Annotated in this window: 15 protein-coding genes; 2 read left to right on the top strand and 13 right to left on the bottom strand. The window is 49.7% G+C overall.

The window, feature by feature from the left end; translation table 11 throughout:
* From MHB80_RS13600 to MHB80_RS13575, 6 genes are all read right to left on the bottom strand, one after another.
* The gene (locus MHB80_RS13600) at positions 1-807 is read right to left on the bottom strand and encodes an ABC transporter ATP-binding protein (RefSeq protein WP_341282619.1); all 807 of its coding nucleotides are present in this window, start codon (positions 805-807) and stop codon (positions 1-3) included.
* A gap of 42 nt (positions 808-849) precedes the next feature.
* Positions 850-1,719, bottom strand: coding sequence for a nickel transporter permease (gene nikC / locus MHB80_RS13595; RefSeq protein ID WP_341282618.1), 870 nt, complete (start codon positions 1,717-1,719; stop codon positions 850-852).
* On the bottom strand, positions 1,716-2,657 hold the full coding sequence (gene nikB / locus MHB80_RS13590; protein WP_341282961.1) for a nickel ABC transporter permease: 942 nt from the start codon (positions 2,655-2,657) through the stop codon (positions 1,716-1,718). Before nikB ends, nikC begins: the two co-directional genes overlap by 4 nt.
* A gap of 4 nt (positions 2,658-2,661) precedes the next feature.
* On the bottom strand, positions 2,662-4,263 hold the full coding sequence (nikA, locus tag MHB80_RS13585; protein WP_341282617.1) for a nickel ABC transporter substrate-binding protein: 1,602 nt from the start codon (positions 4,261-4,263) through the stop codon (positions 2,662-2,664).
* A gap of 297 nt (positions 4,264-4,560) precedes the next feature.
* A complete protein-coding gene (locus MHB80_RS13580) occupies positions 4,561-5,067 on the bottom strand; it encodes a hypothetical protein (RefSeq protein WP_341282616.1) in 507 nt (168 codons plus the stop codon).
* A gap of 197 nt (positions 5,068-5,264) precedes the next feature.
* Positions 5,265-5,858 (bottom strand): YdeI/OmpD-associated family protein, encoded by a 594-nt coding sequence (locus MHB80_RS13575; RefSeq protein ID WP_341282615.1) that lies wholly within the window; start codon positions 5,856-5,858, stop codon positions 5,265-5,267.
* A 136-nt stretch (positions 5,859-5,994) separates the two neighbouring features.
* Between MHB80_RS13575 and MHB80_RS13570 the strand changes: the two genes are divergently transcribed.
* Positions 5,995-6,642 (top strand): metal-dependent hydrolase, encoded by a 648-nt coding sequence (locus MHB80_RS13570; protein ID WP_056037893.1) that lies wholly within the window; start codon positions 5,995-5,997, stop codon positions 6,640-6,642.
* A 71-nt stretch (positions 6,643-6,713) separates the two neighbouring features.
* Entirely contained in the window at positions 6,714-7,253 is a 540-nt protein-coding gene (locus MHB80_RS13565) for a GNAT family protein (protein ID WP_341282614.1), read from the top strand.
* A 144-nt stretch (positions 7,254-7,397) separates the two neighbouring features.
* Here the strand turns inward: MHB80_RS13565 and MHB80_RS13560 are convergent, their stop codons facing one another.
* From MHB80_RS13560 to MHB80_RS13530, 7 genes are all read right to left on the bottom strand, one after another.
* Complete coding sequence (locus tag MHB80_RS13560) at positions 7,398-7,940, bottom strand: histidine phosphatase family protein (protein ID WP_341282613.1); 543 nt, start codon at positions 7,938-7,940, stop codon at positions 7,398-7,400.
* Positions 7,941-7,970: 30 nt separating this feature from the next.
* Positions 7,971-8,741, bottom strand: a complete 771-nt coding sequence (locus MHB80_RS13555) for a metallophosphoesterase (protein WP_341282612.1) — start codon at positions 8,739-8,741, stop codon at positions 7,971-7,973.
* Between the two features lie 246 nt (positions 8,742-8,987).
* Complete coding sequence (locus MHB80_RS13550) at positions 8,988-9,410, bottom strand: VOC family protein (protein ID WP_341282611.1); 423 nt, start codon at positions 9,408-9,410, stop codon at positions 8,988-8,990.
* Between the two features lie 86 nt (positions 9,411-9,496).
* A complete protein-coding gene (locus MHB80_RS13545; protein ID WP_341282610.1) occupies positions 9,497-11,719 on the bottom strand; it encodes a heavy metal translocating P-type ATPase in 2,223 nt (740 codons plus the stop codon).
* Positions 11,720-11,871: 152 nt separating this feature from the next.
* Positions 11,872-12,372: a GNAT family N-acetyltransferase gene (locus MHB80_RS13540; protein ID WP_341282960.1), complete on the bottom strand. Its 501-nt coding sequence runs from the start codon at positions 12,370-12,372 to the stop codon at positions 11,872-11,874.
* Positions 12,373-12,413: 41 nt separating this feature from the next.
* Complete coding sequence (locus MHB80_RS13535; RefSeq protein WP_046233172.1) at positions 12,414-12,779, bottom strand: metalloregulator ArsR/SmtB family transcription factor; 366 nt, start codon at positions 12,777-12,779, stop codon at positions 12,414-12,416.
* Between the two features lie 257 nt (positions 12,780-13,036).
* Positions 13,037-13,711 carry a ThuA domain-containing protein gene (locus tag MHB80_RS13530; RefSeq protein ID WP_341282609.1) on the bottom strand — a complete coding sequence of 225 codons (675 nt, stop codon included), beginning with the start codon at positions 13,709-13,711 and terminating at the stop codon, positions 13,037-13,039.
* Between the last annotated feature and the right edge of the window lie 23 nt (positions 13,712-13,734).

Below are 13,734 nucleotides of genomic sequence, written 5' to 3'. Positions count from 1 at the left end.
TTATGTTATATATGGCCTTGCATTCAATAGCTGCTGCGTATACTCGTGATGACAGTGATACAAAATATGCTCTGCTGTATCCAGCTCAACAATATGCCCGTCCTTCATGACGGCTATCGTCGAAGCTCGTTTCACCACATGCCGCAGATCATGTGAAATGAGCAGTACTGCGCAGCCCGTTCGCTTCTGAAGGCTGGAAAGCACATCCAGCACCTTTTCGCCCGAAAGCACATCCAGCGCCGTCGTCGGCTCATCTGCTATAAGCAGCGAAGGCTGAAGCATCATCGCCGCTGCGATTGCAGCCCGTTGAAGCTGCCCGCCGCTCAACTGGAAGGAATAGCTGCTGTAGACACGCTCCGCAGGCAGCCCTACCTGCTCCAGCCATTCCAACGCATGCACCTTTGCCTGCCGCCTTGTCAGCTTCTCATGAGAACGCAGCGTTTCATTCATCTGCTTGCCAACCGTAATAAATGGCGTAAAGCTCTCCTGATAATTTTGAAAAATAAATCCGATTTCGCGTCCACGCAAACCTCGCCGCTTCTTATCCGCCCACGCTAGAACATTTTCCCCGCGAAAGCGAATTTCCCCGCTGCCTATGTCAAGCGAGCTGGACATCAAGCCAAGCACAGCACTTGCGGTTACACTTTTGCCGCTGCCGCTTTCCCCTACAAGTGCAAGTGTCTCGCCTCTAGGGATGACGAAGCTGACGCCATGAACGAGCGGGCGCCGCTGCTTCCCCTGGCGCGTGAAAATTTGCAGCTGTGAAACCTCCAGCACTGGCATTTCCTTATCCATTATTTGCGGCATCAGGTCATACGCCTCCTTTCCCTTGCTAACCTCGAATCGATACTAGCGACTGCGGACATCCAGCGCTTCGCGCAGCCCTTCACCGAGCAGATTGCAGGCAATGACGATCGCCATAATGGCAAGTCCTGGATAAATCATGAGCTGCGGCGCAGATTGAAAATAAGGCCGGCCATCATTGAGCATGGCGCCCCATTCTGGCGTTGGCGGCTGTGCGCCAAGTCCCAGATAGGAGAGCATCGAGATGATCATAATGATTTTCCCAATATCTAGTGCCGCCAACACGATAACAGGAGAGATTATTTGAGGCAGCAAGTGGCGGTGCAAAATCGTCCAAGTGCTGCAGCCCGCAACCTTTGCCGCCAGCACATATTCCTTCTCGCGCTCAGATAAGGCGACGCTGCGCACAACCCGGGCGTAGCCAATCCATTTCACCAGCACAATGGCAAAAATCAAATTAGGCAGGCTGGGTCCAAGAAAACCAGCAAACGCGATGGCAAAAATAAATTCCGGCAGCGCCCCCATGCCATCTACAAGCCGCATAATAATCGAATCGAAGCGTCCGCCGATATAGCCCGAAATAAGCCCCAGCGGTACGCCAAGTATGATTACCGTAACAATGACAATGGCTGAGATGCCTAGCGTAAGCTGCGCCCCTATAACAAGCCTTGTGAAAATGCATCTTCCGAGATGATCCGTTCCGAGCGGGTATTGCCAGCTTGGGGAGAGCAGCCGTTCTCCCATTTGCACAGTTAAAGGATCATTAGGCACAATAATTGGTCCAAACAGCGCCAGCAGTAAGATGATTCCGAGCAAGCCCATGCCCAGCATCATCGTACGGTTTTGCAGCATTTGCCGGCCCGTTTGGCTCCGTCTTAGCGGCAGTGAAAGCTCCGCGATTATTTTCCCATTCATGAGGCGGCTCCTTTCCCTAAGCGAATTCGCGGGTCAAGCAAGCTGTAGCTGAGATCAACTAGCAGATTGACGACAACAACGAATAGTCCCGTCGCCAGCACATACCCTTGAATAATCGGATAATCCCGTTCAAAAATCGCCTCAAGCGCCAAGCTGCCAAGCCCCGGCCAAGCAAACAGCGTTTCAATGACAACGGATCCTGCCAGCAAATTGCCAAAGCTGACGCCGAACACTGTAATAACCGGAAGCAGCGCGGCACGCAGCGCATGTCCCATTAATATGCGGCGCTCAGCTAGCCCACGTGCCCTTGCTGCTTTAATATAATCTTGGGACAGACTGTCCAGCAGCCCGGAGCGCAGCAGCCTTGCATAGACAGCAGCCATTGCAAAACCGAGCGTAATGGATGGCAAAATCATATGTGCGAAGCTGCCCTTGCCACTTGTCGGCAGCCACCCTAGCTTTAAGGAAAATAAGTAAATGAGCAGCAGCCCCATCCAAAAGCTCGGAATCGACGCGCCAACAAGTGCGAGTATGCGGGACACATGATCCGGCCAGCGGTTTGGATAGCGCGAAGCGATTAGGCCAAGCGGGAGTGCAATGGCTACCATGACTGCAAGGCCGCTAGCTGTCAGCTGAATCGTCGCCGGCAGCTTATCCAGCAGTTCATCCAGCACCGGACGGCCTTTTAAATATGAAGTGCCCAGATCAAGCTGGATTAGCCCGAGCATCCATTTTCCGTATTGCACAAGCACGGGCTGGTCGAAGCCAAGCTCCTCCCGAAGCGCAGCTTCATCGGCCTGTGTAATCGACATTTCATCAGCATGCAGCAAGGTAAGCACAGGGTCGCCAGGAGCGAGCTTCATCAGAATAAAAATAACTAAGGATAAAATAAAGAGTACAAATACGAGCTGAATCAAACGTTTTTTTATGAGCTGCAGCACGTTAAGACACATCCATCTTGTTTGTAACTAAGTAGTATTCTTCAGGTCCTGGTGTCCAACCAGTCACCTTCTTATTCATGCCTACAATTATGTTTGGATAGACCGCATAGGAGTGCAGAGCCTGCGCTTTAATTATCGCAGCGGCAGCTTGGGTAAGCTTTACGCGCTGCGCTGTGTCACCCGTAGCATTCAGCTGTGCAAGGATTGCGCTCAGTTCGTCGCTGCTAATATTAGCCGGATTAAGCGAACCTCCAACTGTAAACGCCGAATTCAGGAAAAAGCCTCCATCCCCGCGCGGAGCTGTCAAATTGCTGTAAGTGGCCAAATCCCAATCGTTATTATCGCGCAAATACGTATCCACATTTTCAACGTTCTTTATCGTTAACGTTACGCCAATTTTAGCCGCATCGGATTGCAGGAGCTGAGCAATGAGCGGAAGCTCTGGCCGGCCTTTATAAGTAACGAGCTCAAGGGACAGCGGCTTTCCATCCTTCTCCAGCTTGCCGCTGCTGCCTTGTGCATAGCCGGCTTGTTCGAGCAGTTGCTTCGCCTTGTCCGTATCGAGCGGTTGGACCGCTTCCTTGCTGCCGAAAGGCAAATTCGCGTTAAATGGACCATTGGCAGGAGAAGCATTGCCCAGCATGACGTCCTTTGCCATGCTTTCACGGTCAATGAGCAAGTCCAGCGCCTGTCTGACCAGTACGTCTTTTAAAGCGGGCTGCTGTTGGTTGTAAAGCAGGAAATGCGCACGCAAGCCAGCAAGCGACTCTATTTTCAAGTCTTGATCCTGTTTAATGACATCGACCATTTCGGCTGGAAGCTGAAAAGCTAGATCGGCCTCCTTCGCCTGAAGCGCCAGTGCCCGTACATTGCCGTCCTCATTAAATTTGAACGTAATTTCTTCAAGCTGTGCGGCACCATCCCAATAGCTGTCATAACGGGCCAGATTGATTTCCATATTCGGCGTGAAGCCTTTTACTTGAAAGGGTCCCGTACCGATTGGCGCCTTATTAAACGCTTCGGTACCCACTGCTTGCTCAGCCGCCACATCGATAATGCCGCTATATGGATTTACAAGCTCAGATGGAAAAGCTGGCAGTGGCTCCGTTGTCGTAATGGTAAGCTCCTGGCCTTCCGCCTTCATAGAAGCGATCTTAAGTGTCGTGTCCAGCGCCTTGTTCACGCCTATGCCGCGTTCAAGCGAAGCTTTAACAGCAGCCGCATCAAGCTTGGCACCATTATGAAAGGTAACGCCTTCGCGAATTATAAAACGCCACGTGGAGGCATCTACCGACTCCCATTCGGACGCTAGCCACGGCTGAAGCTCCAGCTTGTCATCCATACGTACAAGCGTTTCAACTACGCCCGCTTTCAAAACAATATAATCATTATGCGGATCCAAACTTCCACTCTTAAAATGGTAGAGCAGCGTCAGCTTTTTTCCCGCTTTATTTTCCGCAGCAGCAGTGCTTTGATCAGCATTTCCGGTCTCCAATGATGGATTTCCAGCATTTCCGCACCCTGCAATGACCATAGACAGAACGAGCAGCAGGATGGTGAAAAATAATCGTTTATTCGTTTTATTCCCCTTCAATAACAGCATAACCAAGCTCCCTCTCCCTTTCGGGCATATCTTTCGCGCTAAATATATGTAATCATTACGATTAGTATTCAAATAAAAAACGAGCGCTTTAGCTCGTTATCTATTCGTAATATTTACTATCAGGAATGATACCATGGCCATCATTCATGTGTCAATCGATTGTCATCAACTTTTTTTAAGGCAAAATAAAAAGCTGCTATGCATAATCGCATAACAGCTTCGCTTGCAGCTATTCATCAAGTCCAGAGTTAGGGTTATGTGTTCCTTGGCTCGAATGCCCCGGATTCACACTCTGGCTTACGGGATATATTGCTGAACAATTTTCACGATTTCCCCGTCTTTAATCGTAACGTGATAAGGGAAATTTTTCAGATGAAATGGATCATCGGAATTCATAATCGAGACGAATTTGTCAACTGTGATCGGCTCATTCCATTGAATGTCTGCATCTGCAGCGTTGCCCGTACGATTGTAAATTTGCATGAATACTTCAGCATCTGCTGCAATCGGCAGGTCGTGAAGCTGAGGATCGTCATTGACAATGTAATAGCCATCTGGTGCATCCGTCATTTCAGCATCTTGCTCATGCTGGCGGAACTGAACGTTCGCCGCCTCTCCTTCGTACCACTGAATTTCATCATATGTAACGACGAAGGCGTTATTTTGTTTCATTATATGATCCATGTAGACGGTCGTTTGATTAATCGGGCTGCTGGATGCATTACCTTTGCCATTATCTACGGCTAAACCTAGTGTTAATAAACAAGCGATGGCGAGTGCTGCGCTGAGAATTGCTTTTTTCATTTTGTACCGCTCCCTTACTCGTTTCTATGCTAATAACTATACAACGCAGATGCGGCGAAAAGTGTTGCAAAAAAGAAACAAAATTATTTTTTTCTTTAAATATAAGCATTTATAAGTTCCCACCTTATAACCAGCTTATATTTCAACGCGACACGAAGCTTTGCCGCCAGAGGACGGCTTTCGGCCGTTTACTCTTGTCACTTTTTGACGATTGGCGTAAATTGCTGTAGTGTTCGTCCGCTGGCGGAGTCTTCAATCAAGGTGCGAAGCCGCTTGCTGCGCGTCTCCTCCCTCTTGGCGCTGATCACCCACCACAGGGCTGTTTTCTGGTATGTTGCACGCTGCTCCTGAAAATAGCTCCATGCCGCTGCCTGCTCCCTGAAAGCCGCTTCCTCCTCTGGTGCCAGTACAATATGCTCCGGCTTCTGCTCATAAGCATACACGGAGGATTTCGCTTCCTTGCGCCGTTCATATGCAGCAAGCCCTGCTGGCTGCATTAGTCCGCTTTCAATTAGCTCCGTAACACGCTGTATATTAACAGAGCTCCAGATACTTCCTTTTTTCCGCGGCGTAAAGCGTATTTTGTAATTCTCTTCATCTATTCTTTTGCGAATGCCGTCAATCCAGCCAAAGCATAGTGCTTCATCTACTGACTCGGGCCAGCTAATGGATAGCTTCCCGCTGCTTTTTTTACGAAAACCGACCCAAAGCATCGTCTCCTGCTCATGATTATGCTCCAGCCAGCTGCGCCATTCGTCAGGCGTTTCAAAAAACATAATGGTTTCTTCCATCCTTATACCTCCCCACTTGTAATATGCGAAAGAAATGATGCGTACTCTTGTTCCCTTCGGCTGTTTCTAGTATAATAACATAGCGAACATACGTTTGAATACACAGCTGGATAATAGCCAGGCATTAGGAGGAACAATGAAAGGCACGACACATCTTACGATTGGCATGGCTATTGGAGCCGGTGCGGCAGCTTATTATTCCTTCACCCCTGCGAATGCGGCTGCTTATGTAGCCGTTGCCGCGATCTCCGCCTTAAGCGCGGATCTGGATGGCCCCAGTATTTTGAGCAGCAAGCTCGGCAAAGTGTCCAAGCTCATTCATGATTTGCTCATTTGGGGCGGCGTTATTATGATTGCGATTGTCAGCTACTTGTATGTGGTCAATCATACCGTTGGCTGGAAGCTGCTTGTAGCTTCCGTTGGCGTCGTGCTTCTCGGACTTGTAGCGAAGCGCGGAGTCATCCGCAATGCACTTGTCAGCGCTATTGGCGGAGCCTTTGTGTATGGCGGCTTCTGGTTCGGCATGAACTGGCTTATCGGCCTAGGTGCATTCGTTGCCGTGGCGCCTTGGCTCAAGCATCGCGGCATGACCCATACGGTATGGGCTACCGCGGCATGGGGCGCAATCGCCTGGGGACTGGAGCAGCAGCTTCATCTTGAAGGCATTATGCGAGTGGCCATTATCGGATACTTATCCCATTTATTCGCAGATACGTTGACGCCGAGCGGGGTCAAATGGCTTTATCCGCTATACAAGAAGCCGTTTAAGCTTAGCATTTTTTAACTGCCCGCTTCTATCCCCGTTGGCCGCACCTTCGATTTCAGGTGCAGCTATTTAGAAAGGAGGACCGATAGATGACAATAAAGCAGAGTGTTTATTTAAAGCCTCTTGAGCTTGCTGATGCAGAGGCCATGCTTGTGCTTAGATTAAGCAACCAAGCCTTGCTCCAGCCTATAGATCCCGTTCGCCCTGATAACTTCCTCACCTTGGAAGGCCAGCAGGAGCATATTAGTCTTGGCATACAGAAGCAGGCTGAAGCTGCTTCTTTTCCATTCGGCATTATGCTGGGGCAGCAGTTAATTGGCCGAATTGAGTTGTCTAATGTGATACGAGGACCCTTGCAAAATGCCAATGTCGGTTATTTTCTCGATCGGGCTCATCAAGGCAACGGTTATGTATCGGAGGCCGTTCGCTTGGTCACCGCTTATGCTTTCGGGAAGCTCGGTCTGCACCGCTTGCAAGCTGGGGTAATGCCGCGAAACACGCCTTCCATTCGTGTTCTGGAGCGTGCAGGCTTTCGCCAAGAAGGCCTTGCCCTTCGCTATTTAAAAATTAATGGGGTTTGGGAGGATCACCTTCTCTTCGCCTTGACAGCAGAGGAATGTGAGTCTTGAAATATCGGAGTAACATTCCTCTGCTAAGCGAAACGCATCGTATACTCTGCTTCTTATAGCGAGTGTACGATGCGTTTTTTGCAATAGAAAAAAGCAGCTCGTTTTCCTCATAAGGATAAGCTGCTTACGACATCTTTTATTTTGCTAATCGGCCATCACTGATTTGAACTCATATGTCCTGTAGTCCCCATTAGCTGACGAGTACCTCGTAATATTTCCATCATCCGGTATGCCATTGAAGTAAGCACCAATACAGCCCGTTGTGCAAGCATGTCCGGATATTAAAATATTAACCTCTTTGCCTTCATTCTTCGCCTCAAGCTCACTCATAAAACCAAAAATTCGTTCAGCAAAATGATCGGTTTCTTCTACTCCTTTATAGACGCTTGAATCAGGAATAAAGCCCTTCATTTTCACTTCGCTCGCTTTTAATTTATCCGCTTCCCCTAAATCGAAAGCATCGAGCCTTACATCTATTATGGCAGTGGCGCCGGTTGCTATTTCCGCTGTTTGTACAGCCCTTTCCTGTGGCGAGGAAAATACAAAATGGAAGGTGATATCCCGCAGTTTCTCTCTTAGCTGCTCCGCTTGTTTTATCCCCTGCACATTTAATGGCAGTCCCGACCTTCCTTGCATTCTTTGTTCCTTGTTATAATCGGTTTGCCCATGTCTAACTACATAAATCATTGGTACGATCTCCCCTTTGCTATAGCCGTTCTACAACTGATGCACCGTTACTTCACTGCGAATGAGGAATCTGGCGTTGGGCTCGGTCTGGCTAATGCCTTTGGAAATATAGAAGGTGCCGTTGCTCCATTTATGCTGGCCTTTATAAAAGCCAGAAGCAGCGAGCTTCCCCTTGTTAATAAACCGGAACAAAAATGGTACATTAAACTGCATGCCATGAAAATGACCCGACATGAGATAATCATAGGCATGCTTAATGTGAAGCACCGTATTAGGGTCATGTGCGAGCACGATAATGGGCTTTGAAGAATCAACGTGGAGAAAAGCTTTTCCCGGCTTGCTTTTTTTGCTGCTCCAATCATCAATTCCAACCAGCTGAAATGCACCTAAATCGATGCTCTCGTTAGTCAGAACGATAACGCCTTCCCGTTCCAGAAGCTTCGTCAGTTCGCGCACTCCGGAAGGCTTTATCCGATGGTCGTGATTGCCAAACACCGCATAAACCGGAATGCCTGCTGCGCAAATCGCCTTCACATACTGCCTAACCTTCGGTAAATAACTCAGCCTCTGGGTAAAGTCTCCGGTGAGAAATATGTATGCCGGCTGCTCCCTTGCAATCAGCTTCTGGATTCGCCTTGGGCTGATACGAATATTTTCAACATGCAGATCGCTAATTTGCAGCACCTTGAGCCCTAACCCCGCCGGATAGTGGTAACGCTCCACCTTAAACCACTGCGTCGGCAATATGAAAAATAAATAAAATAGCAGCGCAAGCGCCGCAACTATCATAACAACGACCATACAAGCCCTCCTTACTACTAAAACCGCTAACAAGGTGAAACGTCTGACTCCGTCCTTGGGCGGCGCAGCGCGTTTCAGTCCGAGAAATGTAGAGAAAGGATGGCGACATCATATCCTTTCCTATATTTTAAAAATAGCGGCCCGCCTTCATAATGGAGGCCATAAGCCGGAACAGCCGAAGGCATCGCCTTCGGCTGTTGCAGCATTTTTGACATAAATGATTCTTGCTTATAGCCTGCCGATTGCTTACAGCTGATTGTCACCTGTGCTTTGGAAAAATTCAATAATCTCTCCGTTCGGGCCTTTTACGAAGGCAATTTTCACTGGGGTTGGCGGATTGTCGCCAAGCACAGCATCCTTTGTTTCCACCGTTATTACCGCGCCAGCAGCTACTGCTGACTGAACGGCAAGCTCTATATTTTCGGAGCGGTAAGCTAAATGGAAATAGGAGCCTTCGTCCGCCGCCGGAGCCTTGCCGCCAGCGAATACTTCAAGGTAGTTGCCATCGCCGCTATCGAGCATAATAACGCGGCCATCCCCTTCACCCCAGCTATGTCTTGGCGTAAAGCCGAGTCCTTCTGTATAAAACTTTACGGTTGCTTCAAAGTCAAATGCGCGCAGCGCGATGTGATGAAGGCCGCCGCCGCCAATTTTTGCATTTTTATTCATTGGATGCTGTCCTCTCCCAGAAACGAAATGAAGTACCCTTTTAGAATACCCGATTCATAGGTGGACGGGCAACCCTGCCATTAGCATTAGGCTTTGATTTTCATCCGCTGCAAGCGCAGCGCATTGAGTACAACCGATACGGAGCTAAGCGCCATCGCCGCCCCTGCCAGCCAAGGCGCTAGCAGGCCCGCTGCCGCTATAGGAATGCCGATGACATTGTAGGCCAGCGCCCAGAACAGGTTTTGCTTAATGTTGCTCATCGTCTTTTTGCTCATCGTTATGGCGTCGACAATGCTGTTTAAATCGCCGCGCATAAGCGTAACATCTGCCGTCTCCATCGCGACATCCGTTCCTGTACCCATCGCCATGCCAATGTCCGCTGCCGCCAATGCCGGGGCATCATTAATGCCGTCCCCGACCATCGCTACCTTCATGCCGGCCGCCTGAAGCTTTTTGACCTCATCCGCTTTGCCTTCCGGCAGCACCCCTGCGATGACATGCTCAATCCCCGCTTCACTTGCAATAGCCGCTGCAGTCCGTGGATTATCTCCTGTAATCATCATGACCTGAATGCCAAGATGCTTGAGACGGTCAATCGCTTCCTTGGATGAAGGTTTAATCGTATCCGCAACCGCAATCATGCCAGTATATTGACCAGCAACAGCCGTCAGCATAACTGTTTTTCCGGCTTCCTCCAGCTCGGCCATTGACGCTTCACCGTTGTGTGCAACAGCATAACGCTCCATTAAAGCACGTGTTCCGACAACTACATCGCGGCCCGCCACAGTTGCCCGAATGCCAAAGCCCGGAATTGCAGTAAATTCAGCAGCTTCGGGAAGAGCAATGTTCCGCGCTTCAATTGCAGCTACAATAGCTTCTGCGAGCGGATGCTCCGAGCTTTTCTCGGCTCCGCCAACGAGGGCAAGCAGTTCCTGCTCCGGCATATCACCTTGGACGATAACATCGGTCAGTGAAGGTTTGCCTTCCGTCACCGTACCTGTTTTATCAAGCAGCACCGCTGTAATATGATGCGTTGATTCTAGATGCTCACCACCCTTGAACAAGACGCCTACTTCTGCTGCCCGGCCAGATCCAGCCATTATAGAAGTTGGAGTAGCAAGTCCGAGCGCGCAAGGACATGCTATAACGAGCACCGCGATGGCTTTCTCCAGCGCTTCGGCGAATAAACCGGGCTCGATCCATAAAAACCACAAGGCGAAAGTAACAACGGCGATACCGACAACGATCGGAACGAAGATGCCGGAAATACGGTCAGCTATTCGCTGAATCGGTGCTTTCGAGCCCTGTGCCTGCTCGACAATATGAATAATTTGCGCCAGCGTCGTATTTTTGCCAACCTTCGTAGCCTGAATACGCAAGACGCCATTTTTATTAATAGTCGCCCCAAACACCTGATCACCTGACTGCTTGTCAACAGGGAGACTTTCTCCAGTCAGCATCGATTCGTCTATCGCCGAGCTACCGTCCAGCACAACGCCATCGACCGGAATTTTGCCACCCGGCTTCACAATAAGCTGATCGCCAATAATTACCTGCTCGACCGGGATGCTCATTTCGGAGCCGTCGCGCACAACGAGTGCTGTTTTCGCTTGCAGACCCATAAGCGAGCGAATCGCTTCCGATGAGCGGCCTTTAGCGAGCGCCTCGAACCATTTTCCAAGTAAAATCAACGTAATGAGCAAGGCGCTGGTCTCATAATACAGCTCCTGCATAACGGGCATATTAGCCATTCCAACATGCTCTTCAGGCTTCAACGTCAAATACAAGCTGTAAAAATAGGCTGCCGAAGTTCCAAGCGCTACCAAGACATCCATATTCGCGCCCCCACTGCGCAGCGCATTAAATGCCCCCTTATAGAAGGGCCAGCCGATTATAAATTGTACAGGGGTCGCCAGCGCCAGTTGAAACCACGGATTGAGCAATAAATCTGGCACCCATATAAACGACGTAAATGAAAAATGCGCGGCCATCGCCCACAAAAGCGGCAGCGACAGTATCGCCGATAGGATGAACTTCAGCTGCTGCTTGCGGATCTCGTCACGCCGACGGTCCGTTCCTTGCTTCTGCTCTACCTTCTCCTCAGCTGTAAATCCAAGCTGCTCGATCCGCTTAATGACCGCAGCCAAATCGATCGTATCTGCATGATATTCGACATGGCTCGTCTCCATTGTAAAGTTGACTGTCGCTTGCGATACGCCCTCCAGCTTATTTAAGCCTTTCTCTATGCGATTCGCGCATGCCGCACATGTCATACCCGAAATTTCCAGCGTTGTTTGCCTGTTTTCCATCCTGATTGCCACCTTTTCATACCCTATGGGGGTATCTGTTGTTGCGTTTATCATATAATACCCCATGGGGGTATGTCAAGGGTTGAACCAATCTATGTCAAAAAAAACGACCCAAGCGCTACGCGCCTGAATCGATCTGGTTATAAGTACGATTATGTAACGCTCGCATCCATATGTACCGTCTGCCATTCATCCTGATCTTCAGCTGTTATGGCAAAGCCCTGACGCTGCCAAAAATCGACTGCCCCCTTTAGAAAACGATGTGTATGCAAATACGCTACGCTATAGCCCTGCTGTGCGATAAAACGTTTGGCCTCTGCTGTAAGCAGCGAGCCTAGGCCGCTTCTGCGGCAGCTTGCCGCTACGTAGCATTTTACAATTTCGGCGGCTGGGCGGTCCGCTTCATACATAGCCGTTTCAATTCGGTTATCATAGGGCTGCACACCAATGCACCCCTGTATTTCTCCTTGCTCTGAAAGGGCCAGAAAAAAACCAGCTCCCGCTTGATGCAAATAATGCTCCGAGAAATTCACGAGATCGGGCGACAAACCATTTGCCGCAAACATTGGCATGACCTCTTCGCGGACTAGCGCTGCAAAAGCGACAGCGTCCGCAATATGTTCCTCGCTAGCCTGTATAATAATTGGCGGCATTTCTGTCACGTCTAGATCCTCTCCTTATCTGGACGCAGCACTTAGCTGTGATGCAAATGCTGCAGTGTCTGGATGAAAATTTCCTTTACATGATCATCGTCAAGCGAATAATAGACGGTTTTCCCGACTTTGCGGCGCTTTACGATGCGCACATTGCGCAAATAACGCAATTGATGTGAAATAGCCGACTGTGCCATATCCAGCACGACGCATAAATCATGCACGCACAGCTCTTGCGAAAGCAGCGCATAAATCATTTTAACCCGCGTCGGGTCGCCTAGCGCTTTGAACATTTCAGCCAAATCAATGGCCGTCTGCTCCTCAACCTTTGCGGTAAGCAGATCTGCACCCTCCTGCTTCGTCCCTATACATGTGTCGTCACATTGCTCATCTATCACTTTATCCATTCGAACCCACCACCCTCTAATCGTAATGCTTATGATCTTATTATAGCAGACAAAAGCGCAGTTCCTCTATCATTTGCAGGAACCGCGCTTTTCAAGCATATATAAAGCCAAAATGATCGTACAAGGTGAAACGGCTTTCGCCGTCCTTTGGCGGCGCAGCGCGTTTCAGTCCGAGAAATATAGAGAAAGGATGAAAACATCATGTCCTTTCCTATATTTCAAGGTGAAACGGCTGGCGCCATCCTTTGGCGTCAAAGCTACGCCATCCGCGCGCACCACTGCACACAGGCATTCACCAGCTCGCCCAGCACCGGATGCAGCAGGCTTTCGCGATTATGCGCAGGCGTCAAGCAACATACGCGGCCTTCTCCGTAGGCATGGGACCAGCCGCCAATCGACTGCCCATCCTCGGAATACGTGCGCATAAATACCGTCGTTAATGCTTCTTCACAGTGTACAAAATAATGCTCATCGACCGTTTCAAACGCCAGATCTGCCGCTATATTCACATGCTCCTCGCCGGAACGCCCAGCAGGCTCAACCGTTAAAGAACGCACAAGCTTCTGCTCGGGATGATGCTGAAAATAACCCCGCGTCATCTGCACGTAGCCACCCTCTGCCGGATACGATGCAAGCCCGGAATGCCAAGCGAACCAGCCTCCACCAGCCCTGACATACCCCAATATCGCCTGCTCTGTCTCCTCGCCGAGCCATTGCTGTACCTGTTCATCAGCGGGATTCATATTATTATCTTTGTACAAAATGACCGCATCCGGCTTTGCTGCCAGCTCCTCCGCCAAATATTTGACCGTTGTATAGCTGAGCTCGATGTCCCCCGACGCCATTAATGGCGCTAAGCTTTGCTGCAAGCCCTCGGCAATGGCCTCCGCAGGATGATAATAATCCCCAATTACGGCTAAAATGGTTCGCATACGTCATTTCCTCCATTGTTTCC

Origin of the sequence: Paenibacillus sp. FSL H8-0537 (assembly GCF_038051995.1) — a bacterium.
In the GTDB taxonomy this organism is placed as follows: Bacteria; Bacillota; Bacilli; order Paenibacillales; family Paenibacillaceae; genus Pristimantibacillus.
The sequence above is the reverse complement of the archived record's forward strand: the minus strand, read 5'-3'. Positions and strand labels throughout refer to the sequence as shown.

Excerpts from the sequence above, each read along its gene's own strand:
- MHB80_RS13600 (WP_341282619.1), bottom strand. The coding sequence starts at position 807 with ATGCCGCAAATAATGGATAAGGAAATGCCAGTGCTGGAGGTTTCACAG.
- nikC (WP_341282618.1), bottom strand. The coding sequence starts at position 1,719 with ATGAATGGGAAAATAATCGCGGAGCTTTCACTGCCGCTAAGACGGAGC.
- nikA (WP_341282617.1), bottom strand. The coding sequence starts at position 4,263 with ATGCTGTTATTGAAGGGGAATAAAACGAATAAACGATTATTTTTCACC.
- MHB80_RS13580 (WP_341282616.1), bottom strand. The coding sequence starts at position 5,067 with ATGAAAAAAGCAATTCTCAGCGCAGCACTCGCCATCGCTTGTTTATTA.
- MHB80_RS13575 (WP_341282615.1), bottom strand. The coding sequence starts at position 5,858 with ATGGAAGAAACCATTATGTTTTTTGAAACGCCTGACGAATGGCGCAGC.
- MHB80_RS13570 (WP_056037893.1), top strand. The coding sequence starts at position 5,995 with ATGAAAGGCACGACACATCTTACGATTGGCATGGCTATTGGAGCCGGT.
- MHB80_RS13565 (WP_341282614.1), top strand. The coding sequence starts at position 6,714 with ATGACAATAAAGCAGAGTGTTTATTTAAAGCCTCTTGAGCTTGCTGAT.
- MHB80_RS13560 (WP_341282613.1), bottom strand. The coding sequence starts at position 7,940 with ATGATTTATGTAGTTAGACATGGGCAAACCGATTATAACAAGGAACAA.
- MHB80_RS13555 (WP_341282612.1), bottom strand. The coding sequence starts at position 8,741 with ATGGTCGTTGTTATGATAGTTGCGGCGCTTGCGCTGCTATTTTATTTA.
- MHB80_RS13550 (WP_341282611.1), bottom strand. The coding sequence starts at position 9,410 with ATGAATAAAAATGCAAAAATTGGCGGCGGCGGCCTTCATCACATCGCG.
- MHB80_RS13545 (WP_341282610.1), bottom strand. The coding sequence starts at position 11,719 with ATGGAAAACAGGCAAACAACGCTGGAAATTTCGGGTATGACATGTGCG.
- MHB80_RS13540 (WP_341282960.1), bottom strand. The coding sequence starts at position 12,372 with ATGCCGCCAATTATTATACAGGCTAGCGAGGAACATATTGCGGACGCT.
- MHB80_RS13535 (WP_046233172.1), bottom strand. The coding sequence starts at position 12,779 with ATGGATAAAGTGATAGATGAGCAATGTGACGACACATGTATAGGGACG.
- MHB80_RS13530 (WP_341282609.1), bottom strand. The coding sequence starts at position 13,711 with ATGCGAACCATTTTAGCCGTAATTGGGGATTATTATCATCCTGCGGAG.